Source organism: Spirosoma aureum, from assembly GCF_011604685.1.
GTDB classification, from domain to species: Bacteria; Bacteroidota; Bacteroidia; order Cytophagales; family Spirosomataceae; genus Spirosoma; species Spirosoma aureum.
This window is the reverse complement of sequence record NZ_CP050063.1, coordinates 7,941,560-7,967,689: the sequence shown is the minus strand read 5'-3', so window position 1 is coordinate 7,967,689 and position 26,130 is coordinate 7,941,560. Positions and strand designations below refer to the sequence as shown.

Annotated in this window: 18 protein-coding genes; 13 read left to right on the top strand and 5 right to left on the bottom strand. The window is 45.2% G+C overall.

The window, feature by feature from the left end:
• Positions 1 to 6: 6 nt before the first annotated feature.
• Both G8759_RS32005 and G8759_RS32000 read left to right on the top strand, forming a co-directional pair.
• Positions 7 to 771 (top strand): leucine-rich repeat domain-containing protein, encoded by a 765-nt coding sequence (locus G8759_RS32005; protein ID WP_167217297.1) that lies wholly within the window; start codon positions 7 to 9, stop codon positions 769 to 771.
• A 57-nt stretch (positions 772 to 828) separates the two neighbouring features.
• Positions 829 to 1,329, top strand: coding sequence for a hypothetical protein (locus tag G8759_RS32000; RefSeq protein WP_167217295.1), 501 nt, complete (start codon positions 829 to 831; stop codon positions 1,327 to 1,329).
• 67 nt (positions 1,330 to 1,396) lie between these two features.
• On the opposite strand, the gene G8759_RS31995 is transcribed toward G8759_RS32000, so the two are convergent.
• Positions 1,397 to 2,539 (bottom strand): FAD-dependent oxidoreductase, encoded by a 1,143-nt coding sequence (locus G8759_RS31995; RefSeq protein ID WP_167217293.1) that lies wholly within the window; start codon positions 2,537 to 2,539, stop codon positions 1,397 to 1,399.
• Between the two features lie 13 nt (positions 2,540 to 2,552).
• Entirely contained in the window at positions 2,553 to 3,149 is a 597-nt protein-coding gene (locus G8759_RS31990; RefSeq protein ID WP_167217291.1) for a TetR/AcrR family transcriptional regulator, read from the bottom strand.
• Positions 3,150 to 3,355: 206 nt separating this feature from the next.
• Here G8759_RS31990 and G8759_RS31985 point away from each other — a divergent pair, with 206 nt between their 5' ends.
• From G8759_RS31985 to G8759_RS31950, 8 genes are all read left to right on the top strand, one after another.
• Positions 3,356 to 4,258 (top strand): AraC family transcriptional regulator, encoded by a 903-nt coding sequence (locus G8759_RS31985; RefSeq protein WP_167217289.1) that lies wholly within the window; start codon positions 3,356 to 3,358, stop codon positions 4,256 to 4,258.
• Positions 4,259 to 4,327: 69 nt separating this feature from the next.
• On the top strand, positions 4,328 to 5,179 hold the full coding sequence (locus G8759_RS31980; RefSeq protein ID WP_232074030.1) for an SDR family NAD(P)-dependent oxidoreductase: 852 nt from the start codon (positions 4,328 to 4,330) through the stop codon (positions 5,177 to 5,179).
• A gap of 60 nt (positions 5,180 to 5,239) precedes the next feature.
• Entirely contained in the window at positions 5,240 to 5,974 is a 735-nt protein-coding gene (locus G8759_RS31975; protein ID WP_197933061.1) for an SDR family oxidoreductase, read from the top strand.
• Between the two features lie 271 nt (positions 5,975 to 6,245).
• Positions 6,246 to 6,863, top strand: a complete 618-nt coding sequence (locus G8759_RS31970) for a hypothetical protein (RefSeq protein ID WP_167217287.1) — start codon at positions 6,246 to 6,248, stop codon at positions 6,861 to 6,863.
• Between the two features lie 8 nt (positions 6,864 to 6,871).
• Positions 6,872 to 7,189, top strand: a complete 318-nt coding sequence (locus tag G8759_RS31965) for a hypothetical protein (RefSeq protein WP_167217285.1) — start codon at positions 6,872 to 6,874, stop codon at positions 7,187 to 7,189.
• A 151-nt stretch (positions 7,190 to 7,340) separates the two neighbouring features.
• Entirely contained in the window at positions 7,341 to 10,370 is a 3,030-nt protein-coding gene (locus G8759_RS31960; protein ID WP_167217282.1) for a ligand-binding sensor domain-containing protein, read from the top strand.
• A gap of 4 nt (positions 10,371 to 10,374) precedes the next feature.
• A complete protein-coding gene (locus G8759_RS31955; protein WP_167217280.1) occupies positions 10,375 to 11,178 on the top strand; it encodes a LytR/AlgR family response regulator transcription factor in 804 nt (267 codons plus the stop codon).
• A gap of 686 nt (positions 11,179 to 11,864) precedes the next feature.
• A complete protein-coding gene (locus G8759_RS31950) occupies positions 11,865 to 13,040 on the top strand; it encodes an acyltransferase family protein (RefSeq protein WP_167217278.1) in 1,176 nt (391 codons plus the stop codon).
• A 12-nt stretch (positions 13,041 to 13,052) separates the two neighbouring features.
• Here G8759_RS31950 and G8759_RS31945 read toward each other — a convergent pair whose 3' ends face one another.
• Together G8759_RS31945 and G8759_RS31940 are read right to left on the bottom strand one after the other, a co-directional pair.
• Positions 13,053 to 15,806 carry an ABC transporter permease gene (locus tag G8759_RS31945; protein ID WP_232074029.1) on the bottom strand — a complete coding sequence of 918 codons (2,754 nt, stop codon included), beginning with the start codon at positions 15,804 to 15,806 and terminating at the stop codon, positions 13,053 to 13,055.
• A gap of 3 nt (positions 15,807 to 15,809) precedes the next feature.
• Positions 15,810 to 16,136: a PadR family transcriptional regulator gene (locus G8759_RS31940; RefSeq protein WP_167217276.1), complete on the bottom strand. Its 327-nt coding sequence runs from the start codon at positions 16,134 to 16,136 to the stop codon at positions 15,810 to 15,812.
• Positions 16,137 to 16,561: 425 nt separating this feature from the next.
• Between G8759_RS31940 and G8759_RS31935 the strand changes: the two genes are divergently transcribed.
• Positions 16,562 to 17,056, top strand: a complete 495-nt coding sequence (locus G8759_RS31935) for a DUF6252 family protein (protein WP_167217274.1) — start codon at positions 16,562 to 16,564, stop codon at positions 17,054 to 17,056.
• Positions 17,057 to 17,200: 144 nt separating this feature from the next.
• Here G8759_RS31935 and topA read toward each other — a convergent pair whose 3' ends face one another.
• Positions 17,201 to 19,870, bottom strand: coding sequence for a type I DNA topoisomerase (gene topA / locus G8759_RS31930; RefSeq protein WP_167217272.1), 2,670 nt, complete (start codon positions 19,868 to 19,870; stop codon positions 17,201 to 17,203).
• Positions 19,871 to 20,505: 635 nt separating this feature from the next.
• On the opposite strand from topA, the gene G8759_RS31925 reads away from it, so the two are divergent.
• Together G8759_RS31925 and G8759_RS31920 are read left to right on the top strand one after the other, a co-directional pair.
• A complete protein-coding gene (locus G8759_RS31925) occupies positions 20,506 to 21,960 on the top strand; it encodes a hypothetical protein (RefSeq protein ID WP_167217270.1) in 1,455 nt (484 codons plus the stop codon).
• 267 nt (positions 21,961 to 22,227) lie between these two features.
• Positions 22,228 to 26,112, top strand: coding sequence for an AsmA family protein (locus G8759_RS31920; RefSeq protein WP_167217268.1), 3,885 nt, complete (start codon positions 22,228 to 22,230; stop codon positions 26,110 to 26,112).
• Positions 26,113 to 26,130: the final 18 nt, after the last annotated feature.

The window sequence follows — 26,130 nt, the reverse complement described above, 5'->3', positions numbered from 1 at the left end:
TTCCTCATGGCCATTCGCAGTTTATTGCTCTCGTTTGCTCTTACATGCTTTTTGGGCTATACGTTTACCGTGGGACTGACGGATCCCAATTCGTTCCTGAAAAAAATACCTGCATGGTTAAGCATACCGATGCTGTTAGTCTGCTTCCTCCTATACCTGTTGGCAACCTGGTGGGCATTCAAAGGCTTCGGTGATCATAAAATTACGGCCTTGTTGTCGCTGGGACTTTGTGCATTTGGCTTAGGCCTGTATGCCACCGCTTTCTTTATGGAAGCCGGACATGGCAGAGCCGCGCCGGGACAGTATGATTATGATTTTTCGAGGCTTGATCCTGCCGAGAAAGCTGCTGTCGAGCAACTCGCGAAAGAGGCAGGTATGGGCTTGCAGAACGCTGTTTTTACCGAGCACTGGCACATCGCTCAATCGGTTAATCCTCCCAGTCGTTTTGAGATTTGTGTGCAGAAAGGACACGTAACCGCTCTTAACCTGTCGGATCATCGGATCTCTGACCTGGCTCTTTTTTCAAAGCTTCCTGCACTAGGCGACTTATACCTTAAAAACTGTCAATTGTTCGATATGAGTGGCCTGCAATCAGAGAAGATAGGCCGACTTGATGTGTCTGACAATCAGATTGCTGATTTGAAAACGTTACGCGGTTGCCCTAATGTTCAATGGTTATTTGCGAAGAATAACCGACTCAAATCAACCGATGGGCTTGAGCAATTCAGAGAAATTGTCAGTACCGATTTTACGGGAAATCCAATGCACTGATTAGCTGTATCGTACACTCACTGTCGGACCTGCTTTTTATCTCTACCGATTCTGTTCATGCGAACTACGCTCTTGCCCTATCGTCAGATTAACTACCAGACTGAACTAACTCCAGACCAGATTCGACACTATTTAAGCGAATATGTCATAACCGGATTTAGCTTTTATAGCCACAAACCATACTACGGCGATTTTACGACCTACAGGTTTTCGGTGCGGAAAGTGAGTAGTAAAATCAAAAAACAGAGTTTTGCCCCGAGTATAGAGGGCATGTATAAAAGCAGGCAGGGCAAAACAATGCTTTCACTCAGTTTGAGCCCCAATCCAGTTCTGATTGTCGCTTTTCTTGTGTTTGCGTTTCCGTTAGCGTTTTTTCTTTTCCTGAGTGTTAGCGAGTTTTTTAAGGCTGGAGATCTAAATATCGTGATCAGTGGATTGATGCCTATAGCGGTCTGGTACAGTATTTTCTGGCTAATTTTCCAGATGCAGAGCAGTGCCGACATTCGGTTCTGGGTGCACATACTGGATTTGCGGGAAAGCACAGCTACGTCGGAATGACTGAAAAAGAGCGTCAAAACATAATGATAGCCTTTAGGTACTCAGAAGGATGCGAGTCGAAATTAGCTTAAGCGACGATCTCCATGAGAAAGGAGATGGCTTCTGGCGAATGCAACGCAGCCGTTGATTCCAGTGTAGCGAATGCCGTTGCCGAGGCTCTCGTGCGCATCTGTTTTTCATAGCTGGCAATGGCTGATTGTATGTCGGGGAAATCGTCGCTGGTTAGGCATTTACTGAGTTCCAGTGCGTCGAGCATGGCCATATTCACGCCTTCACCGGCATAGGGGGGCATAAGGTGGGCGGCATCACCCAGCATTGTCAGGTTTGGTAACGCTTTCCAGGTCTGATCTAAAGGCATGCAATAAAACGGACGAGGCACAAAAGGAGCAGTCGCATTGTCAAACAACTCCTCCCAAACACTATCCCAGCCCGAATAGGTGACTTTGAACCAGGCAAGTACCTGCGCTTTGTCGGAGAAATCGATTCCACTTTCCTGACTCCAGTATTCATCGGTTTTACAGCCCGTATAAAACACCAGACTGCCATCACCCTTTGAGCTTACGATCAAACTCTTCTCGTCACTCATCGCAAATATTTTTCCCCCATTCAACAGTTCATGTATTGTTGGGCTTGCTGTTTCAGATTGATATACAGTGCCTTCTATGCCCGTAACCCCAGAATAGAAAGGCTTGATGGGGGTGATGTATGGACGAATCTTTGAGTTTGCCCCGTCTGCTGCAATCACTACATCAGCAATCACAGAGGTGCCGTTTTTAAAGTCCAGTTTCCAGGAATCATTTTGCGGTGAAAGCGACACAAAATGGCTATTCCAGACAACAGTGGTGGGTTGTAGGGAATCGAGTAAAATTGTCTGCAAGGGACCGCGATCAATTTCGGGCCGGGCTGTTTCTTCCTTACCGTTTGCATCATCGTCAAATAAAATAGTTGCGTTTTTATCGACGATGCGCAGTTTGTCGGCCCCCGGTCGATAATTGGCGTTAAACGCTTCCATCAGTCCGGCTTCGTGCAAAGCCGCCAGCCCGGACTCCTCATGCAAATCCAGGGTGGCTCCTTTTGGCCTGGCATCTTTATGCATATCCCGTTCATACACTTGTACGTCTACACCGCTCATTTGCAACAGCCTTGCGAGTGTTAATCCGCCTGGGCCTCCGCCCACGATAGCTATTTTCTTATTGTTAAGTATGTTCATTGCTTTTGTTTTTTCAGTTCAACATTCCTTTTATCAGCACATCGCAACAGGCTAAAACCAGTTCTTCGGTAATGATTTGGTGCGGTCTTTCCCGGTAATCAAAATACTCACTTGCTAAGTCGAGAAGGGGCGAAAACAACAGCGCTCGGTGCACATCAAAAGGAAAGTTTCGGATGACACCGGTTGCAATATGACGCTCGAGGAAGTGATGTATAGGTGCGAAAAAGTGCCCTTGTTTGATGTTTGCTTTCTGGTAGGCTTTATTCAACAAAGGAGATGCTTTGCCATGCTGGATCAGGGCAAAATGGTGTTTGTTCCCTGTCAAATACCGGAACGTGTTCAGCCAGATCGTTTTTATACCTTCCGGAAAGTCCATGTCGGAGCGAAACGTTTCCAGTACTGCTTTTTCATAAGCTCCTAACACCTCATCAATGAATAGCTTTACCAGAAAATCCTCTTTGCTATCGTATTTTATATAGATCGTGCGTGGCGATACATTGGCAGCTTTTGCCAGTTTCTGCATACTCAGATTTTCCAGACCTTCTTCGGCGATTATTTGAAGCGCTATGGTTCGAATCGCTTCTTCCTTTTCTAAATTTTTAGGTCTCATCGTGCACTTCTTGCCTTTTAAAGTGAGAAGAATAAATTACGCTGCAAAGTAAGTAAACGTTTATTTACTAATCAAAATGTTTACTTTATTTTTTACGAACACCTACTTTAGGGATTGCCAACGGGTGGGTTTGTAGGTAGTAATAAGTAGTATGAAAATTGCAGATCGTTGGGAAATGTATTGTTTGAATCACATAACTTTGTGTGATGGAGCTAAAAGAAACCACCAACGATTTTCATCAGCGTCTGACCAGAGATCATTCTGAGCCAGGGCAGTTTGCCATTTACAAAACGGAAGACATTCACGGCACAACTCCATTGCCGCATACCCGAAGGGACTTTTATAAAATATCGTTAGTGATTAGGGCAGAAGGAGTTCTGTCTTATGCCGATAAGAGCTTTTATATTAAAGATAATGTCATTGCTTTTTTTAATCCGATGATACCTTACTCGTGGGAGCCTTTGTCGACCAATGATAAAGGGTATTCCTGTTTATTTACGGAAGACTTTATTACGCATCACCTGAAGGCCGATAGCCTGTCAAAATCGCCTTTGTTTAAAGTCAGTGGTAATCACGTTCTGGTTCCTGATCAAAAATCCATGCAGTTTCTGGCTGGGGTTTTTGAGCAAATGATTACGGAGATGCAGTCTTCCTATATAAATAAGTATGATTTATTACGCAGTTATGTGCAAATCATCATGCATGAAGCGCTTAAAATTGAACCGCTTGAAAAAGAAAAGCTGCCCGGTAGTTCTTCAGTCCGAATTAGCACCCTGTTTTTAGACTTGCTGGAAAGGCAGTTTCCTATTACTTCACCGCAGCATACGGTCCGGCTTAAAAATGCCAGCGAATTTGCTGGTCAACTGGCCATTCATACCAATCACCTGAACCGCGCCTTAAAGGAAACCACGGGTAAAACAACGACGGAACATCTGGCCGAAAAGTTAATCAAAGAAGCGAAAGCCTTATTGCTGCATACCAACTGGGACATCGCCGAGATAGGCTATTGTCTGGGTTTTGAACATGCGTCTAATTTCAATATATTCTTCAAAAGGCAGACAGGGCAAACCCCCAATCATTTCCGCCGGGACGTTATTGCCATTTCATAAGTATATGTTTGATTGGCATAATTTTTACATACTGACTGACTCTAATTTTGTACCATAAAAAACAGCAGTATGGTACAGGAAAATTTGACTATTGGAAAAGTCTGGTTTGTTACCGGGGCATCTAAAGGCTTTGGCCTTGCGCTGGTTAAATTATTGTTGTTAAACGGGAACAAAGTAGCCGCTACGTCCAGGAATGCGGCCGATATTGAAAAACAGATACCTGATCACTCGGAAAATCTGTTGCCATTGACCGTAGACATCACAAACGGAGAAAGCGTCGATAAGGCTATAAATCAGGCGGTTTCAACATTTGGCCGTCTGGATGTGATCGTCAACAATGCGGGATATTTTATACTGGGAAGTGTTGAAGCGTTGACCCCACAGGAGTTCCGCCAATCAATGGAGGTTAATGTTTTCGGGACGTTTAACGTGATCAGAGCGGCAATGCCTTTCTTAAGAATACAACAATCAGGGCATATCATCAACATTTCCTCCATTGCAGGGTATAAGGGTAATGGAAATGCAGCAAGTTATAATGCCGCAAAATTTGCTGTGATTGGCCTTTCTGAAGCATTGGCAGAAGAGGTCAAGCCGTTTGGCGTAAAAGTGACCGTTGTTGCCCCCGGATTGTTCAGAACCAGTTTTCTGGATAAGGGTACGTTTATGGTGGCCCAAAACAGGATCGAAGGATACAATAGTGAAGTACTGGAAACCGCCATGCGCCAGATAAACGGTAACCAGCCGGGCGATCCCGATAAATTGGTAGCTGCATTGGTTAAACTCGCCGAGGAGAAAAATCCGCCTGTACACTTGTTGATGGGGCCAGATGCTTACCAGATCTTAACTGATGCGCGTAAGGCCGAAACGGCAGAAATTGAATCCTGGAAACACATCACGTTAGCAACTAACCTAGACAAATAAGCGGATCGACAGGCAATGTTTAGCCGTGCTTATTCTGGCTTATCACACAATCATCCTACCATGGAATCTATTAATAACAAAGTGATTGTTATCACGGGTGCCAGTAGTGGCATGGGCGCGGCTACAGCCCGAAAACTCGGTCAGCTTGGTGCTAAAGTAGTATTGGCTGCACGAAGGGAAGATCAGCTGAAAGCCCTGATCAATGAAATTGACGATCACGCCATGTATGTGCGAACCGACGTTAGCAAACAGGGGGATATGGATAACCTCATTCAGCAGGCAATCGGCAGGTTTGGGCAGGTAGACGTGTTATGGAATAATGCGGGTATTATGCCGCTTTCATTCTTTGAGGAAGGCCAGGTATCCGAGTGGGAGCGCATGATTGATATCAACATCAAAGGCGTGTTATATGGTATCAATGCTGTGCTGCCGCATATGCTGGAAAGAGGAGACGGGCATATTCTGGCTACTTCGTCAATGGGCGGTTTAAATACATTTCCAAGTGGTGGAGTCTACAGCTGTACCAAATTTGCCGTTCGGGCCATTATGGAAACGCTCCGAAAGGAAGTCGGCGAGAAAATTAAAGTAACGACGATTTATCCGGGTACTGTAGCTACCGAACTAGGGCATGATATCACCAGTCCCAACGTACGTGCCCTTTATGGCAATCTGGATGGCATCCCCAAAATGGATTCGGAAGCCATCGTTAACGCCGTGGTTTATGCACTTAGTCAGCCGGGCAATATTACCGTAAACGATGTTATGTTGAGGCCGCTTGGAAAAACCGTGAATTAACAGCCATTTTTTTGACTAATCAATAGTGTCCCATATACGCTAAAGCAGAGTTTTAGCGTATATGGGACACGTTGCATCGTAGCAGTATAAAGCCGGGTAACCCAAATAGACAAGTATTCTACCTTTCTGAAACCAGCGACCACCACCTATAAAGCAAAACCTGCCACTTTTTAGTAGCGTATCACCAGATATAGAGTCATGCTGTAGAGGGTCGATGATTCCAGTAAGTTTGGTTCATCCAACAGACTCGATTTAAATCCTCTAAATTACCATGACTACGCTTCAAACACTTGCCGCGGGGGCTTTCCTGATGGCGTATTACTACTTCGTTCTACGGAAGTATAACACGCTGGGATTTCGCCTTTTCTCACTCTTCTTCTTCGTGGGAGTGGCCGTCTGCTATTGGTGGTACATTGATTATATTGACTTGAAATGCGTTCAGCAAACGGGTATTGCAACCCAGGCACTCGTACTGAAAAAGTCGGCCAATAGCCTCGACGTTCAGTTTACGGATCAGGCAGGTAAATCGGTCATACGTACCAGAACGGGTGGTATTTCCGTAGAAGAATTCGCTGCTGTACAGGCAGGTAAATCTGCTCCAATTCTGTACAGCCCAGTGTCTGACACGTTTTATTTAACCAGTACCTACCAGCGTCAGATTCACGACAATGTGTATTTTCTGGTATTCCCTGGACTTCTGTTCCTGATTGGGACTCTGTGCTGGATTTTCCTCAGGAAATACCGGGTTCACGCGCATGAAGGGACGATGTACGAATACGTGACTGATGAACATGGTAATGTGGTGCTCGACGATGCTAGAAACAGTACCACAAAATCACTCCGAACCTACAGCACTTTATCTAAACTCATCCAAATTTTTGAGCGATAAGATCAGTTATGAAAGCATTGTTTCCTTATCTGGTCTTGATTAGCTTATTCGTAATAGGAACCAAACTGGTAGACCGGCAACGGAAATACACGACCTCAATTCAGAGCGTGACACCTGTTCAACCTAAAATGTTTCCGTTTCAACTGTATCTGCAACTGGCAGGTAATTTGGTAGAGGATTCCTATCAGCACGCCAGGTCGATACCGGATACTGACCAAAATCATGTTGCGATAAAGCCATTGAGCGGAAAAGCAATGGATGTAGTGACTACATCGGTGAAAAATGAAAGATCAGCCGCTTTCAAGGGTATTTACCATACCAATTAATACGATAAAAGAACGATGGGCGGTGGCTGAGTATAGTATCTGAATAAAGATGGTTTGGTATCGTGGGTACACATGTCAGACCATTGGCTTTCGTATCTGGTTGGGAGAAGCTAAACGGCTTTCTTGTAATTTGCTCGCAAAACACCATTTTATGAGGTACTTATTGGTTTTTCTGCTGGTTTTTTCTGCCTGTTGGGAAACCGATGCCCAAATGCCTACGCTGACCATCGATCACCTGACAACCAAAGAAGGGCTTCCATCCAATGATGTATGGTGTCTAACGAAAGACAAACAAGGCTTTTTATGGATAGGCACGGGACGTAATATCTGCCGATACGATGGCTATAATTTCCTTCGCCTGGATAGTCTCAAACTGGGTTATTGCTCTGGCGTATCGACTGACTCGAAGGGCGATATCTATACCTCTAACGATACCCGAGGGCTTTGCAAAATCGATGCAAAAACTCTGACCGTAACGACCCTGGTGAAAAACGATTATGATGATGCCGACCCCAGCAATGATTTGCACGAACAGGGTATGGTTGATTCGTTCGATCAGGTCTGGGTGTGTGACTATACGTCTGTCCAACGGTACGATCCGGCAACCGGGAAACTGCGTCGCTACACGTTTTCTCATACCGTATCGGGCGGTGATGTGTATCAGTATGCCAGCTTTTTTGAAGATGCCCGGCATACATTGTGGATCGTTTCAGAGCTTGGTCTGTATCGCTACGACCGTCGGCACGACAAGCTCATCTGTGTGTTGGGAAAAGAAGCCCTTTTACCTCAGAACCAAGTGCCCATTCGCTTGTGTAAAGCGTCTGCCGATGCCGATGGTAACCTTTGGATTGGTGGTTACGAATATGGGTTGGTTCGTTTTTCGCCCGAAAATCAGTCATTTAGTATTAGGAAAGCAGGCTTTGAACACAATAACGTAGTCTGTGTGCAGGAGTCGCAGGATGAAAATGGCCGAAAAATACTATTCGTTGGCACCAATGATGGCATAAGCGTTTTTTATCCTGACCGGAACGAACTGTACCACTTGCCTGAATTCTACAACAGTGGTATTCAGGTCAAAGATATGTACGACGATAAAGTCAACGGTATTCTATGGATCGCTACCAGCGGTGGAGTCTATAAGTACCGCTATCGAAACATCGGTATTCGAACGGTAGCGATCCCTCACAACGTCGTACGATTGCCTGTTCAGATAACGAGTATTTCACCAGCATCTACTACCGGCACCTACCTGCTGGGTCTATCGCATTCGGGTGTACTATCGTGGAAGCCAGCCATTAATCAATTTCAGTTATTGCCGTATCCAGTTGATGCCTTTACGCAGCAGATTCGGTGGATTCAGGGTCGCCCTTTTGCTTTTACGGATAAAGGGATTTTTGTTGGCGATAAAATGAATAGCCGTTTTTCGCTCTGGGAGCCAACCACTCGTCTGTTTAAGAACACCGACTTTCGCGATGGTTTACTCGACCGAAAAGGACGTCTCTGGATTGCTAACCTGAACGAAGGTCTGAAAGTAATAGATCCACTCACGAATCGGGAAATCAAACTCTGGTCTGACAAAGAGGCTAGTAAATTATTAAATCTCACCTACGTAAAAGGTGTTCTGGAAGGGATTGATGGACGTATCTGGGTGGCTACCTGCTCTCGTGGTCTATTCTTTTTCGACGAAAAACAGAGCCAATTTACCAACATCGATAAACTGCCGGAGAATAAAGGAATCCGCATCGGTGGTGATTGCATCAATGGTATGCGACGAACCACGGATGGGTCTATTCTGATTTCCAGTTGGGGCGGTGTATCGAAACTATCAGCTAAAGGTAAGATTCTAACCACGTTCGAATTTAAGACCGATGCACTGATCGACACCTACTGCTCTAATATTGCGGAAGCACCTGACCGGAATCTCTGGTTTAGTACCAATGAAGGAATCCACATAGCCAATCCCCAAACCCATGCTATCCGTTACCTCACTACCATTGAGGGGTTATTCAGTAATGCGCCGGTCGGGTTTTTCTATAGTCCGGCGAATGAATTGTTCCTGGGGCATACCAATGCTATTAATATTCTGAATGTTAGTCAGTTAAACAGGCAGATAACGACCCCAAAAATAGCCATCAGTTCGGTTGAGGTGAAGGGTAAAATGCTTCACCAGGACCTCGCGGAAGAGATTGTTCTTCAACCCGACGAAAATCTACTAACGTTCAACTTTACGACGTTGAATTTTGAGCCTACTTCCCAAAACCTGTATAGTTACCAGCTAGAAGGATTTGAACCCAACTGGGTCGAGATGGGCAATCAGCATACGGTTTCCTTTACAAATTTGCCCGCTAAATCGTATACATTACGCATCAGAAGCAGCAACAATTCGGGTATAAAGAGCGATAAACCGCTGGTTATCCGATTAACGGTAAAACCTTATTTTACAAGTACCTGGTTTTTTAGGACGCTTATTGGATTGTCCATTGCCGCCCTGATTGTTGGCATGATGCGCTGGCGTGTCAATACGCTTGCCGAACGGAACCAGCTGGATCTGGAAATTGCAGAGTGGCGGCTGAAAGCCCTGCAATCGCAGATGAATCCGCATTTTCTGTTTAATTCACTTAATTCAGTCCAGAATTATTTGCTGACAAATCGTGGTGTCGAAGGTGCTAAATACCTATCGAAGTTCTCCAAGCTGGTGCGCCGGATTATGGAGAATTCGAATCACCAGTATCTTCACTTCGAGAAAATCATCGACACCTTACGGATGTACGTCGAAATTGAATCGTTTCGCTTCAACCATGAATTCAGTTATTCGTTCGATATTGAAGAGAATGATGTGCTTCAGGATGCACTCCTGCCACCGATGCTGCTTCAACCCTACGTCGAGAATGCAATCTGGCACGGCCTGATGCCGAAAGAAGGAGAAAAGAAACTGAAAATTACGGCTCGGGTTCAACAGAATCACATTGTTTGTATTATTGAAGATAACGGCGTAGGACGTGAGTTTGCACCCCGGACAGAAGGGCATATCTCGCGCGGGCAGGAAATGACAAAGGGAATTTTCGAATCGCTTCGTCGGAAAGACAGAGAAGCCAAAATAGAGATGATCGATTTGTTTGATGATAACAACAACTCGGCAGGAACGAGGGTACAAATGACGATTCCAATCGAAAAAGTATAAGACCATGAAACGCCTACGCGCTGCGATTATTGACGACGAAACAAATGCCCGTGAGGCTCTGACCAATCTGCTACAGATTCTCTGCCCGGAAGTGGAAATTTGTGGCGAAGCTAAAAATGCTGATCTGGGCATCGAACTGATCAAGAAAGAACACCCCGACTTAGTTTTTCTTGATATTCAGATGCCAGGCAAAACGGGCTTTGATTTGCTGTCGAGTTTCGAGAAAGTAGATTTTGGCGTGATTTTCACGACCGCTTATCAGGAATATGCCATTCGGGCGTTTCGGTTCAGCGCGATCGATTACCTGCTCAAACCGATCGATCCTGAAGAATTACAGGCCGCCGTCGAAAAGTCGAAATCGCAGGTGGCAAGCGTTAATCCTCAACAACTTCAGATTTTACAGGAACACCTCGAGGTTCCACAAAGTCTTCGGTTGATTCAGCGGAAAAAAAATGACAACCAGCGCATTGCTCTGCCCACCGCAGAAGGCATTCACTTTGTGCAGATGACCGATATCATCCAGTGCGAATCGCTGGGGTCGTACACCAAATTTCACCTGACCAAAGGCCCGGCTATCGTGGTGTCACGCTTGTTAAAAGAGTACGAAGAAATTCTGGATAACTATTACTTTTTTCGGGTACACCAGTCGAATATCATTAATCTTGAACACATCAAACGATACGTAAAAGGCGACGGTGGGCAGGTCTGGATGAGTGATAACACCGAAATAGAAGTATCGCGTCGCCGGAAAGATGAATTCCTGTCGTTACTCTCTGATTTTTACGTGAATTCAGGCAAGCTACGGTAAAATAGAAGTATACCATAAAATGAGTCGATGCGCTATAGCAGCTTATCGTCGCTGAAGAAATAAGCAGAACATCCGTTCCCACACACTTACCAATTATCTGCGTCACTATATACTGCCTTCATAAAACAAATGGCAGAAAATGTATTGATGATTAGTAAGCTATTTACTTTTTTGAGTTGATCTAAAAGTTGGAGCTTAGAGTGGAGTAGAACGTATCGCGCCCCTAAAATAACTCTGCTAAGCAGAGTTATTTTAGGGGCGCAACTTTGTGCCCTTGCCGATGTTGAATGCAAAACCAATCAGTTGTCGCAACTTCCCTCTTTCAATCAATAGTGCATAAGCCTGACAGGGGCAGGTTTTGGTACGGTAGGGCTTTGCCCGAAAAAATGTACGCTTAATGGGTTTAGTTTGTGAAGATACATTGAATTCCTATCTTACGAATCAGAAATAAAGCACTGATTATCAATGAAAAAATCTACAAATTGGCCTATGGGGAATGATTAATATTATCAACTCTACGTTTTATTACAGACACGATACTGCCCACATTCGGCATACCAACGAAATTTGACTTCGCGTATTGGGTATGCTACGTAGTAACTCAACTGATTGAAGGTATACAGGTGCAAACCACCTATAATTGCTCAGTATCAGTAACTTCCTCAAACCCTTCTATCCCTTTACTTATGAAACGTGCATACCTAACTACACTTACGCCTTTGCGCGGAATTGCTGCCCTTTTAATGGTAGTTTTTCATTTCAATATGCTTGTGTTGCCAATTATTAATCCTGCTATCACCCAATTACACCGTCGTTGGTATTTATTCGTCGACTTTTTCTTCATTCTGAGCGGCTTCATTATAACGTATGTGTATGGAAGCTGGTTTGAAGATCGGGTATTGGCCGTATCGTTTCGGCGCTATATGGCAGCCCGATTTGCCCGAATCTATCCGCTCCATATCTTAACACTCCTCTGGGTTATTGGGCTTTATATACTGCTCACTCAGGGGTATCATGTCGTTTTAGACCCTATTGCGCAGGGGGTCTTTGATGTATCCGCAATTCCAATGCATGTGTTAATGCTACATGGCTTTAATACCGTTCGGTCAGCAACATGGAATACCCCATCGTGGTCTATTGGCAGCGAATGGCTACTGTATTTGCTATTTCCAATACTAATGCTTGGCTTCCGGCGATTGCCTTCAATGGGCAGATTCGCTCTGTTGCTAGTGGTGTTGGGTTTATACTACTATTTGACAAAGCCAATGCAGGCTGGTCAGCCCTACAAACCCTGGCTTTGGTTGCTACCCAATACGCTTGACAACATCACCTTTCCAATGAGTTTCCTGCGTTGTTTTACGGGTTTTTTGCTTGGTATGATTACTTATCATGCTTATAATCAACAGCGGGGACTGTACTGGTTGCGCCGGAGTTGGGTATTTGCAGCCTTGGGTGCTGGACTGGCCATAAGCTATCATCTGCAGTTGTCTGATACGCTGACAATCTGGTTTTTTCCCTTACTGATTTTAGGTGCCTGCTATAACACCGGGCGCGTGTCGAAGTTGTTGCAAACCCGCCCGTTCCAACGTCTTGGCGATTGGTCATACTCGATTTATATGGTACACATGCCCATTCTGTTTTCGTTTCTGACCGTACAACTTATTAATCCGCCAGCCCCATCTGCCCCGGCTAAACCGCTTGTGTACGGCCTCGCAGGACCAATCACCTGCATCGTTTTTGTCGCTATTGTGCTGGGCGTATCGGCCCTAACGTACCGGTTTGTAGAATTGCCAACCCGTAGCTATCTGAATAGAAAACTAAAGTCCAAGCAACTGACCAACCAGACACTCAATTTTTCATAAAAGCTGTTTTCATTACTCACTGCGCAAACTCTTTACCGGGTTCATCAACGCGGCTTTAATGCTGTGAAAACTGACCGTAGCAAGCGCAATGACAATGGCAGCAAGGCCGACTAAAATGAATATCCAGATGCTTATTTCTATTCGATACGAATAGCTGTCCAGCCATTTTTGCATAAAGAACCAGGCCAGGGGTGTTGCTATCATAATGGCCAGAACGACCATTTTCACGAAGTCCTGCGAGAGGATAAAAACAATGTTTGGGATGCTGGCTCCCAGCACTTTCCGAACGCCAATCTCTTTGGTTCGCTGCTCAATGACCATTAGCGCCACAGCAAACAAACCCAGGCAGGACAGCAGAATGGCTATTCCTGAAGCAAGGCTAAAAATCTGCGAAAGCCGTTCTTCATTCTTATACCAGGAGTCGGTATTCTCATCCAGAAACGAAGCAATAAATTCGGATTGAGGAGCTACTTCTTTCCAGATCGCTTTCAATTTATCCATAGAGCCTGCCAGACTTTGCGGAGCCACTCTAACAAAAATGTAAGGAATGGGTTGAGAATGAGACAGGTACATTGTAATGGGTTTTTTCTCATTCTTTGTGGAATACAAATTGAAATCGGGTACCAGACCAATAATCTGGTGCTTGATGCCAGCAGTATCGGTCTGAAAAAATTTGCCAATCGGATCTTTTTCGCCGATCATTTTGGCCATACTTTCCGTAATGACCACTCGGTCCAGTGTATCTGATGAGTAGGCCGGGCTGAATTCACGGCCAGATAAGAGTTTGATATTAAGCGTTTTGAGGTAATCGTAATCGACCTGTAACCAGTCGGTCGAAATCTCTTTCTCCTTGAAAGTGAACCCAATTACAGACCGCGATGTACTTCGATCCTTGCCCAGTCCAAGGTTTACATTACTGCCAGAGAGCGCTATAACAGTGGGGTCGTTTGCCAGCATATTCCGCATCCGTTTGAGCGCCTGCTGCCCATTTACCTTATTGCCGACCGGAATGCTGATCACTTGTTCTTTCTGAAAGCCCAATGGCTGTTTACGCATGTAATCGACCTGCTGAACGGCAATAATTGTGCAACAAATCAGTAAACTCGACAGCATGAATTGGGTAACGATGAGCGAGTTGCGGAGAATGCCGGGGCGCTTTATCGTGATTTTTCCCTTCAATACCTCCACCGCATTGAATTTCGACATTTGCCAGGCCGGATAGCCACCGGCCACCAATGTAACGACAGCAAAAATGCTTAGTATAAGGGCGAGCTTGTCGGGTTGTAATACATAATCCAGGCTTAGTTTGCCCTGAAATGTGGTGTTAAACGTTGGCAAAAGCAGATAAGCCAAAATCAGCCCGACAACAAAGCCAACAAAACAAATAATGGCCGCTTCGCCCCAGATTTGAACAAAAAGCTGATTTTTAAGGGCCCCCAACGATTTCCGGACTCCCACTTCTTTAGCACGGGTGAACGATCGGGCAACACTCAGGTTAATGAAGTTGATACAGGCAATAAGCAGGATAAAAAAGGCAATTCCCGATAGGGCGTACACAAGCGTAATGGGTGCTCCGGCCCCACCCGATATGGCCGTATCAAAATGGACATCTGACAGTTTCTGTAACCGAACGGCAAACACATCACCCCGTTCATCTGGCTTTGCACCTTTCTTTTTAAGGCTCTCAAAGCTGCTTGAAAAGTACTTTTTAGCAAACGACTTCAATCGGTTTTCAAACGCTATCTGATCGACATGAGGGGCTAATTTCACAAACGCTTTATGCGACATAGCATCCCATCTGTCTTTATCGACCTGATAGCTGCCCGAATTGGCAATCTGAATGAACGCATCGTATTGAATCGAGGAATTGTCGGGAAAATCGCCCAGGACGCCCGTAACAATAAAATCTTTTTTGTTGTCATCCCGGCCAAGCTGAACTCGTTTGCCCATTGGATCTTCGGTACCAAAGACGGCTTTAGCCATGTGCTGGCTAATGACGATGTTGCTCCGGTCATTGAGGGCTGTTGCCTTGTTTCCTTTGAGCATTGGGAAGGAGAATATTTTCAGAAAATCAGGATCGGTTAGCATGACCTGTTTATCGAAATATTTCCCTTTATACTCCACCACGTTACTGCCATTCATTAGCCTGGCTGCTGCTTCTACTTCGGGAAACTCTGCTTTTAGCGTTGGAATCAGGGGAAGCGGCATCGACCCCGACCGACTGGCCTTTTCGGGATCATTAGAGAAAAGATAGGTCTGGAAAATACGGTCGCCATCTTCATGAAAGGAATCGAATGATAGCTGGAAATAAGCGGTCAGAAACAAAAAGACACTGACAAAGAAGGCTACTGAAAGACCGATAACATTGATGGCTGCATAACCTTTGCTTTTCCAAAGGTTACGAAATGCAATTTTCAGATAATTACGTAGCATAGAATGATGGAGTAAAGATAGTCGGGGGTACTCACCGTATCGGGTGTACCTGAACTGGCGGGTCGTTGGTTTTGGAAAGCGTTCTGCGGGCTGTATCGTATTAGTTGTGCTGGAAATAAGGGCAACGGCTCGGCGTGAAATAAAGTAAGGGCGAAGGAACCGGAGCACCTCAACTACATACAACTGGCGGGCTTTTAACTCACCAACCTGTGCTACCTGATCGGCAAACTGTTCATGCAGATCGCCCAATAGTTCTTCCAGCAAGTGTGGAGGGCATAGCCACTTAAGCAAACGGTCGGCCCAGACCGGGGGAGTGGGGGAGTAGTTAGCCATGATTTACGACACAGAAGGGTTAGGAATGGAGTCCCACAGGTGATTACGAACTTCCCTCAGTTCGCCCAGCGTCTGTTTGCCTGATGCCGTGATGGCAAAAAGCCGTTTTCTACGGCCTCCTCTGGCCGTTGTAGCACCACCCAGTTCTGACTGCACGAATCCTTTTTCTTCCAGACGATAAAGGGCGATATGTACGCCACTAAGACTGATGGTGCGGTTGGTGCGTTGCTTCAGCTCGGCCGCTACGGTAACGCCATAAGCTCCCCCTTCCAATACGGCTACGGTGAGTAAGACCAATTCTTCAAATTCGCCTAAATATGCTCTACCCATAATCGCCAATGATCGTCTTTCATATTTTCTTGTTATTTGCTAAACAAATGCCTTGCCAAACCCGAAAAAGGTCGGTTCTGCTTAATTATAGCCTATTTGAGGTATAAGTCAGTTCTCATCTTGTCCGTTTCTGGACAAGGTAAGTACGTTTCTGGACAGTATTACAGACCTCAGGCCGGGCTTTATGGATGGCTTGCCGATTGCACAGGCACTATAGTCAATGGGCATTGATCGAAACGAGTGATTTCCCGGATTTGCCACTTTTTGGGCTATTCTCACCGCACTTAAAGCCAAACCTTCCTGATACATAGTTTCATCTATTGACCCTTTCCGGTTGTCGTAGTTTTGACATGTCAAGCGAACGAAAGAGCAATCACCATTCATCTGTTTCGTACCTGATCTACATGTTAAACACTCTATTTTTTATGAAAACCTCTCGCATCGTAATTCTCTTCGCTATCGTTGGTATCGTCGGTATCAGCTCGTGCAGCAAAAAATCGGATGATGTTACACCTAACCCAACCCAAACAACGACTTCAAACCAATCGCAGGTAGGTTTTCAGGTGAAGATTGATGGAAAGGATTATATGCCAGACTTCGCTTATGCACTGTCATCCTTTACGGGCGCCAATGGCTACTATGCGATTTATGGGCTCGATAGTAAATCCAGCGATGTGGTCGCCCTTGCTCTGCCCAATACGGCTGTTGAGGGAACCTATCCTTTAAGTAATGTCAACATTGGCATTCTTACCTTAGATAAAGAAGATTTTTCAACCACTAATGGAGGTAGCGGAACAATAACGATTACGAAAAAAACTGCTACCTACATGACGGGAACCTTCAGTTTCACTGCTTTTGATGCAACAGGGCTTAAGAAACGCACATTGACCGCCGGTACGTTCAATGTAAATATTCGGTAAGTAAGGGTTTTCGGAATCTGAACGACTACAAAAAAACGGCCTGCTTCAAAAGCAGGCCGTTTTTTTGTCTATAAAAGCAGAAGCCATTTAAAGCCGGTAAGGCTTGCATATCCCGTAATCATCAGACCACAGAATGCTTGATGTCTACTTCTTCGCTGCTGTTTTTTTTACAGTAGCCGTCGTCTTTTTAGCCGCTGGTTTCTTGGTCGTTGCGTCAGCCGCTTTTGCTTTTGCCGGGGCCGCTTTTTTAGCGGGAGACTTAGCCGCAGCCGGATCGTCGCCCGCCAGTTTCAGGCAGTCTTCCAGAGTTAGCGTAGTGGGGTCAACATCTTTCGGGATTTTGACATTACGCTTCCCAACGGCCAGATAAGGCCCATATTGGCCATTGACAACCTTTACAGCAGGATTTTCCGGGAATTCCTTAATGTATTTATTCGCTTCAATCTGTCGCTTGGCCAGAATCAGTTCAATCGCACGATCGAGTGTTAAACCCGCCAGCGATTCATTTCGAGGCAATGAAATGTACTTATCCTCGAATTTAACATATGGCCCGAAACGGCCTTTGCCCGTGCTAACCGGCTTGCCTTCAAACTCACCCAGAGCTTCGCTGATCGATTCTGCCCGCTTGGCCTGGATTAACTGAATCGCCCGTTCGGCATCGATGGAGTAAGGGTCGTCTTCCTTGGTTAGCGAAACGTACTTGTCGTCGTGTTTCACATAAGGCCCAAACTTGCCGATACCAATGGTCATGGGTTTATCTTCAAAGAAACCAACCTCGCGGGGCAAAGCAAACAGGTCGAGGGCTTCCTGCAATGTAATCGTTTCAATAAGCTGACCTTCACGCAGGTTAGCATATTGCGGTTTTTCGTCGTCGGTAGATTCGCCGATCTGCGCAAAGGCACCATAGCGACCCAAACGGGCCGATACTTTTTTACCCGTTCGGGAATCGATACCCAACTCCCGCGCCCCGGTCTTAAAAGAAACGATAGACGAGCCCTGGATTTCTTCGATGTTCTTATGGAAATCACCGTAGAAATCTCCCAGCATTGTCTGCCAGTTCATTTTTCCATCGGCAATTTCGTCGAAGTCTTTCTCGACTGTTGCCGTAAATTGATAATCGACAATGTCGGGGAAATATTCGACCAGAAAGTCATTGACAACGATCCCCGTATTGGTTGGAAACAGCTTGGCTTTTTCAGAACCGAAGGTTTCTTTGCCACTTGTCTCACTGATCTGTTCCCGCTGAAGCGTATACTCCGTGTATTTTCGTTCCTGGCCCGGTTTATCCTGTTTGATGACGTAGCCCCGGTTAATGATCGTCGAAATAGTTGGTGCATAAGTCGATGGTCGACCGATGCCCATTTCTTCGAGTTTTTTGACCAGTGATGCTTCAGCATAGCGCGGTTGCGGGCGGGTGAACTTCTCGGTAGCTTTCATCTGACCAAGGTTCAGTATCTGGCCGATGGTTAACGGCGGCAACATTCCTTTTGCGTCTTCGTCGTCCTCGTCGTCTTTCGATTCGAGGTAAACGCGAAGAAAGCCGTCGAACTTGATCACTTCTCCCTGCGCAATAAGCTCATTGGGGAAGCTCCGTCCTTGTGTTGGTGGAGTATCGGCAAATGGACTGTCATCGACATGAGCCTGAACAGTGGCTATTGCGCCATTGGCAAATCGGATACTAATCGTAACCGTCGTGCGTTCGAGTTGCGCATCAGCCATTTGCGAGGCAATCGATCGTTTCCAGATCAGCTCGTACAATCGTTTCTGATCGCGGTCGGCTCCGGCATTACGATCGTTGAAGTTCGTTGGCCGGATGGCTTCGTGGGCTTCTTGCGCCGATTCGTTCTTGGTCTTGAACTGGCGGGTCTGTACGTATTTAGGGCCGAATTCAGTTTCAATTTCAGCCTTTGCCTTATCGATAGCTTCCTGCGACAGACTGGTTGAGTCGGTCCGCATGTACGAAATCTTACCGGCTTCGTACAAATTCTGCGCAATCCGCATGGTGCGGTCAACAGAATAGCCAAGTTTGCGGGAAGATTCCTGCTGAAGGGTTGAGGTCGTAAATGGCGGAGCGGGCGATTTCTTGGCGGGTTTCACCTCCAGATTCTTGATGGTGAACGTAGCCCCGATACAAGCTTCCAGAAAAGCCCGTGCTTCACCAGCCGTTGCGAAGTTCTTCGGCAGTTCGGCGTTCAGGACTTTACTGCCATCAACGATGAATTGCGCCGTTACTTTAAATGATGACTTCGACTGGTGTTTGTCGATTTCACGTTCGCGTTCGACAACCAGCCTTAAAGCAACCGATTGGACACGACCGGCCGACAAACCCGTACTGCCACCTTTAATTTTGCGCCATAATACAGGCGACAACTCATAGCCCACCAACCGATCGAGTACTCGACGGGCTTGCTGAGCATTCACTAAATCAACGTCAATTGTTCGTGGTGATTTAATGGCGTTCTGGATAGCATTCTTCGTGATTTCGCGGAAAACAATACGCTTGGTGTTATCACGCAGACCAAGCGCTTCTTTCAGATGCCACGAAATGGCTTCCCCTTCGCGGTCATCGTCAGTAGCGAGCCATACTTCTTCGGCAGATTTAGCCAGCGATTTGAGCTCACTAACCAGTTTTTTCTTGTCGGGCGAAATTTCGTAAGACGGTTGGAAGCCGTTCAGCACGTCGACAGCCAGCCCATCTTTGGGCAAATCGCGTACGTGACCGAAGCTAGACTTCACCGTAAAGTCCTTACCCAGATAGCCTTCTATGGTTTTCGCCTTCGCCGGCGACTCCACAATGACTAAGTTTTTCGACATAGTTGGTGTTCAGGTTGAAAATATCTCCGCTAGGCTTTCCTCATCGACCGAGCCAAATATAGACGCAAAAGTTCTCACTTGTGCAACCAGACAAGTCATGGACGACGAAATAAGGGCGGGAGATTATATATAGTTAAATAACAATATGTAATAGCTCAACGTTCGGACCGGACTTATAGAGCCCAGGAAAATGAGCGGTTAACTCCTTTTATTTCGTTTCTGCATAGCTTTTTTAGTATACACAAGTTATCGCAATTCTTAAAAAAATAGCTTTTAAGTTAGCTTAAAGGTATAGGAAGTGAAAGGATGTAAGCGAACAAAGACAATATAAATTTAATTTAAACGCCAGATTGGGTAACACATCGTGCCAAGTAAGCTCGATTAAAGTCAATTACCTACGTTGCAAAGCGCAACCCAGATTCCTTGCTATGTTAACTGGCTAGTTATAAAGCAGTTTTGGACTGTTTCCGTTCCACTTTGGTGCTGTGTTTGGCAGAAACCAGGATTTATACACTGACCAGAATTGATTTGTGTCCTTTTTCTCTAAACTCTGCTGATTTTGATCGGGTAATTTTTGTCTGTAAATGCGTTTCAAGCAGCTAAGTCATACGTCACACCCTATTAACTGATACACTATGCTTCGTACCATTACGATTATTCTCCTGGTTAGGCTTAGTTTTCATTATTCTGTGGCACAGGATTCGCATTATTGGTCGTCGAATTATGGTCCTGGCGGTTTAATGACACCCGGTGCTACCATTGCCGATACAAAGGATAGCGGTGTCTTTTTTTATAATCCGGCTCTGCTGGCTATCCGCCCGAAAACGGCTTTGGAGTTTTCGGGGAGTTTATACCAGATTGAATCTACCCGAATCATTGACGCGCTGGGAAAAGGAAAGGATTTGAAATCAATAGCGGGCGGAATTTCACCCCAAATGCATTCGGGGAGTTTTAAGTTAAAGAAGAATGAACGGCTGGTGCTAGCTTATGCACTGATTAACAACTACATACTGAGTAATCGGATGAATCAGCGGCAGGACACGAAAATGAATGTATTAAATGATGCATATAGCCCTGGTTCGGAGTATTATATCGGTCAATTCAGCGAAGTAAATCAGGTAAGTGAGATTTCTGGGGTATTTAGTGTGGGCTATAAGCTATCTGAAAAACTATATGTGGGTGCCTCGCTTGAAGCACAGGTTCGTCGGAAAACCTTCGATATTGAGTATAGTGGCCGGGCCTTGCTAAATCAAGCCGTTGGGGCTAAGCCTTTGCTTTTTCCTGAATTCTCCAATACGGAAGCTGTTTATCGGGTCGACTACACGCAACTGGGCCTGAAACCTAAAATTGGGTTCGCTTATAATCAGGCCAGGCACCATGTCGGTTTATTGGCCACGTTGCCACTAATGCGTGTTTTCAGCCGGGGAACGCTCATGACCGATTATGTTGTTTCGAACATTCGGTTGGCGCCAACAGTAGAGCCTATTAATTTGCTGGCTAACACGCGTCAGGAGAAGTTAACGTCAAACTACAAAACTCCATTTAGTCTGGCGGCAGGCTACAGCTATGATTATGGACGGGGCCGTTTTTACCTGGCTGCTGAGTATTTTGCCCGACTTAAAGACTATTCCATTATTACACCCCGCAATGAGTACTTCATTCGATCCGATACGTCAGGTTCAAGCAGCACGTCGACAGCCAATTCCTTAAAACTTAAAGATGTTCGGAAGGCCGTAATGAACGTTGCGGTAGGGATTAGCTTTCCGGTGAAACCATCCGTTATGGGATACGTATCCATACGGACCGACTTCTCATATGCCGATGAAAAATCGTTTGCCGATACAGGCGGTTACGTCGCTTATACAACAAACTGGAATAGTTACCACGCACAATTAGGAGCCAATATCCGGCGGCCAAAGTTTAGCTTTCGGCCCGGTTTGCTACTATCGTATGGCACCACGAACGCATTTAAGCCCGAGGTTAATTTCGATACGCCAAAGGAATCAAATTTATTGTTAGGCGATCCGGTCAATGCGAAAGTGAATCACGTTGCCATTGGTCTCTTACTTTCATACATTCATAATCTATAGTTTAAGGCGTCCGGCAAAAGCTGATCGGTTTAAACGGGCTGTGCAGTATACGATTGTTTCGCTTTTGACTACCGATTGATTGCAATGAAGTTGCTCGAAAACAGTACATTGCATTAGCTGAGCGTCGTTTTTGGGCGATAGTTTCCCTGACATACAACTACTGGCAGAAGCTTACTGGCGATTGATTTTATAGAACCTGACCTAAATGCATTGGCCTATTTCGAAGCCCTTAGGGTTTAAACTCTACTAGCACTAGCTACTAAACTGATGAATATATCTTTGAAGCGCTGGGTTAAACTACTTCTACTTCTAGCGGCTATTCCCTTTCTGATAGTGGGTGTAGCCTATTTTATTCTGGTCAGTAAGTTAAAGGATGTAATGGAGTTCGCCGTTTGGAAACAAACCAAGGGTGGTTATGCATTGAACAGCAAGGACATTAAGCTCTCAATTTTTGATAAAACCGTCAGGATTGATGATTTGGTGTTTACCCGAAAAGATACCAGGAATGTACCAGTGTACTATGACGTAAAGATCCCCAAAGCTCATTTGTCTATCGAATCCTGGCGGGAACTGCTGGTTAATAAACGATTATTGATCGATAGCTTTCTGATTGAGAAACCCGAAGTCGTTATTCATGATTATAAAGTCCACGAAAAAAACCGTCACCAGACCAGTTTTCATACCTCAATGATTCTGGAAAATCTACAGAAAACCTTAGACCATTTACACGCTAAATCATTTGTTATTCAGGAGGGGTCGTTAACGCTTTTCAAGCGAAACAGCGCTGAGCCGTTACGTATTAAAAACGTTACGCTGACTGTTCATAATTTTTTGAAAATAGATAATAACGACAAACGCTTATTTGGTTCTGATAACCTGGAATTGGCCTTAGGGAGGCAACGGTGGGTATTATCGGACGGGAAAAATATACTAAGTTTTAGAGGCCTGCGATTTTCAAGCGCAAGCCAGTTGTTTGAAATAGATTCCGTACACTTTCATAAACCTGCAACTGCCGAACAGGACGAAGTAATTTTGCGGGCCGAGAAATTTTACTTCAACTCGAAGCATTTACCGGCTATTTACCAGAAAGGAGAATTATCGCTCGATACGCTTATTTGCGTAAGGCCTGTGCTTACGTTGCCACTTACTACCCAACGAGTACCTGTAAAAGACACGAGTATTCACTCGAACATTAAAAGCCTTTTCAAAAACGTTGCCATCCGTTACACGGAAATAAAAGATGGTGAAATTTTGCTGGGAAGTCCCAAAAATAATGCCCTCAAAGCAGGTACTCAGAAGGCCAATCTAAACATCTTCAATCTGAAGGTTAATCCCCAGAACGAACACCTCATAACGACGGATAGTATTAATTTAAACCTGAATAACATCTCATTTTTTTCGAAAGATAGTCTGTTCAAAATCAGCGTAGAACGGTTTACTCTGCTAAATGATGACGTTCTTTTCAAGAATGTTCATTATGGACCCGCATCGCCAAAAGTGGCCGGTAAGGGTATGACTTTTACCGCACCAGCCCTGCGCCTGAACAACATTAGTCTCGATGATTTAATCCGGAAGCGTTTGGTTGCTACCGATGCCGAATTGGTTAATCCGAACATCACACTGATCGCTACCCGAAAAGAGCCATCGAAGCCGCGAATCACCGCGAACCATGACACGGTTACGCGCAAAAAAACGGATATCTATCAGACGCTGAATAGCTTCGGTGAGTTGCTTCGGGTGGATCGATTTCATATTATAAACGGCAGTGGTCAATACAAATTAGCCGGGAAGACGAAACCCGTACATGCCGAATTAAAAGGGTTGAACGCCCTGATTATGGTCAAGGATCTACTGGCAAGTGATTCGCTCATCAAGATTAAACGGGCTATTGCTGACCTAAAAGTTGAGCAGATGAATGTTGCTGCTAATGGCTTGAAAATGCAACTTTCCAGGTATAGAATGAACGGCAGACATCGCTTTAACTGGGTCGATAAATTACAGATTGATCTGGCTAGTGGAATAACTATAGCGGCCGGTAAGCTCTATTGGGAAGCCTTTAGCTGGGATGTACTCCAGCAAACCAAAGTCATTCAGATCGATCAGGTTCGGGTGCAAGATTTATTGGTTGATGCCAAAATAAAGCCAAAAGTAACTGCTGCCGAGCCGGTTGTTGCATCTGCAGACAAACCGCAGGCTAAAGGATTGCCCAAATTGCGAATTCGTAAGTTATTGGCTGATCACCTCAAGTTGAAAGCTTCGTTGCCGAAAAATGTTTTGGCCGGTTTTGAGGGCTATACAATTGACGTGTCTGAACTTACTACCGATCCAACTTATTTCCGATGGGCGCAGTTTCTGGGTAATCTCAATAATTTATATTTCCGACAACCCAATGGCAAGCAGATCGCTGTGGCACAAATAGCCTTGCATAGTCATCAGCATACAGTCCTTTCGGACATACGTTACGCTGCTAATAGCCAGGGGAAAATAATGCAGGTAGTATTGCCGAAAATGCAGATTAAAGGCCCATTCCCATCCACTGATTTTACTAATATCAGCCTTAGTTCAGTGCTACTGGACCGGCCTGAGGTGACAATGCTTACGGAGCCTAAACAACAATCAGGTGTTTCCGCGACAGCAAAAGCATTTTCCATACCCCTTAATCTGGCGCTTCATGAGTTAAACATAAAGCAGGCCCGACTAAACCTCATTACTAAAAAAGGCAAGGATTCGACTCAACTGCAAACCGTAGTTGATGTAGAAGCTAAATCGATACATGCCAGAAAACACGAAGATGCTACATTTGCTTCGATACGTGTGAGCCCGGCCGATTTGAAACTGGCCATGCCCAAAATAAAGACAACCGTTCAGTCGGTCAATGTTCAACTAACGAATGGAAAGCTATTGGCTACCAAAGATGGGAAACCATCATTAACCACACATCTGCTGGCTAATCTAACGCTCCATGATCTGCACCCCACATTGACGTCGAAGAAAAATACGACTCCGCCAGAACTTCGGATTAAAGGGGTTGCCGGAACGATTGATATGCCGAATTTTCGTTGGACCGCTGGTCAGAAAATGGCGTGGCCAACGTTTGTCGACCATGCCAATGTAGCGATTACCGACTTATCGTTTAAGAGTGCCAGATCGACCATAAAAGCGGGCAAGGTAAGCTGGGACCATAAGTATGAGCGGCTGCAACTTGATAACTTTCAACTAAGTCCCCTGATTACCAAAGAGGAGTTTATGACTCCACCGAACCTGCAATCGGACTACATCACCATACAGGGAGAACAGGCTCAGTTAAATGGTGTTAAAGCAGTCCGCTGGTACCGTGATTCAACTCTTGTTGTCAATCATATTGTCGTTAAAAATATCATTACGGATGTTTCACGCGATAAACGATTGCCCGACCCGGCCGTTCTGCCTAATAAATTGATGCCAACCCGGTTAATCTCAGGTATTAAAGTGCCGTTTCATATTGATTCGATTAGTGTGATCAACAGCCAGGTGAATTACCATGAAACCTCAAAAATAACCAATCGGGTAGGCACTGTTCCCCTGAAAGACATCAATGGTACACTGAAAACGGTTACCAATCGACCGACTAAATCAACCGATAGTTTGAAGTTGCTGGCCAGCACAAAACTACTGGGCTTACACATCAAAAGACTACACTATCGAGAGTCGTACGGTGATTCGCTGTCGGGCTTTCACATGCTCCTGCGAACGTCGGATCTAAACATGCCGGAGCTTAGCCCGATCACTAATCCGATGGCTGCGGCTGATCTGGAAGACGGCTATCTCGAACCAATCATGGCGCGTATTGCGGGTAATAAATATGCGTCGGTTGGTAATATGCGGTTTTATTACAAAAATCTAAAACTTCGCCTGCTTGGCCATAAGGATACAACCCGGCGATCGCTGCTGATAAAATTCGAGAATTTTGTAGCCAGCAAAATATTACGGAAAAAGAACCAACAGGAAGCACGGATCTTCTATGACCGCGATCAGAAGAAGTTTATTTTCGGTTACTGGATTAAGTCCATTATGAGTGGCGTTCTAACCAGCGTTGGCGTAAAGGCCAATAAAAAATACCATGCTAATTACCTGAAACTAAGTCAGCAGCACACCTTACCCGCCGAAGATTAATCACTCTATTCAGTATAC